General features: G+C 54.8%; 1 pseudogene. It reads left to right on the top strand.

The window, feature by feature from the left end:
• Positions 1-248: pseudogene (locus HMPREF2781_RS06300) on the top strand (HNH endonuclease); the annotation flags it as partial.

Genomic DNA, 248 nt, shown 5'->3' with positions numbered 1-248 from the left:
GCCATCACAACATGAAAACCGATGGCACCCTCAAATACCTGCTCGACCCCTACAGCGGGGATGTCATCTGGCTATATGAAGACGGCACCTGGACTATTACCGAAGCCGACGGGCCGCTAGCACCAAAGCAGAAACGGTGGGCACAAACAGTCGCCCAACACATCACCGCCACCAGGAAACGCATCCGCGAGGAAGCCCAACATTTAAAACAAGAACTCGACGACTACGCACAACAACAAGCCCAAGCC

Source organism: Corynebacterium sp. HMSC062A03, assembly GCF_001811145.1.
GTDB lineage: Bacteria > Actinomycetota > Actinomycetes > Mycobacteriales > Mycobacteriaceae > Corynebacterium > Corynebacterium aurimucosum.
The sequence above is the reverse complement of the archived record's forward strand: the minus strand, read 5'-3'. Positions and strand labels throughout refer to the sequence as shown.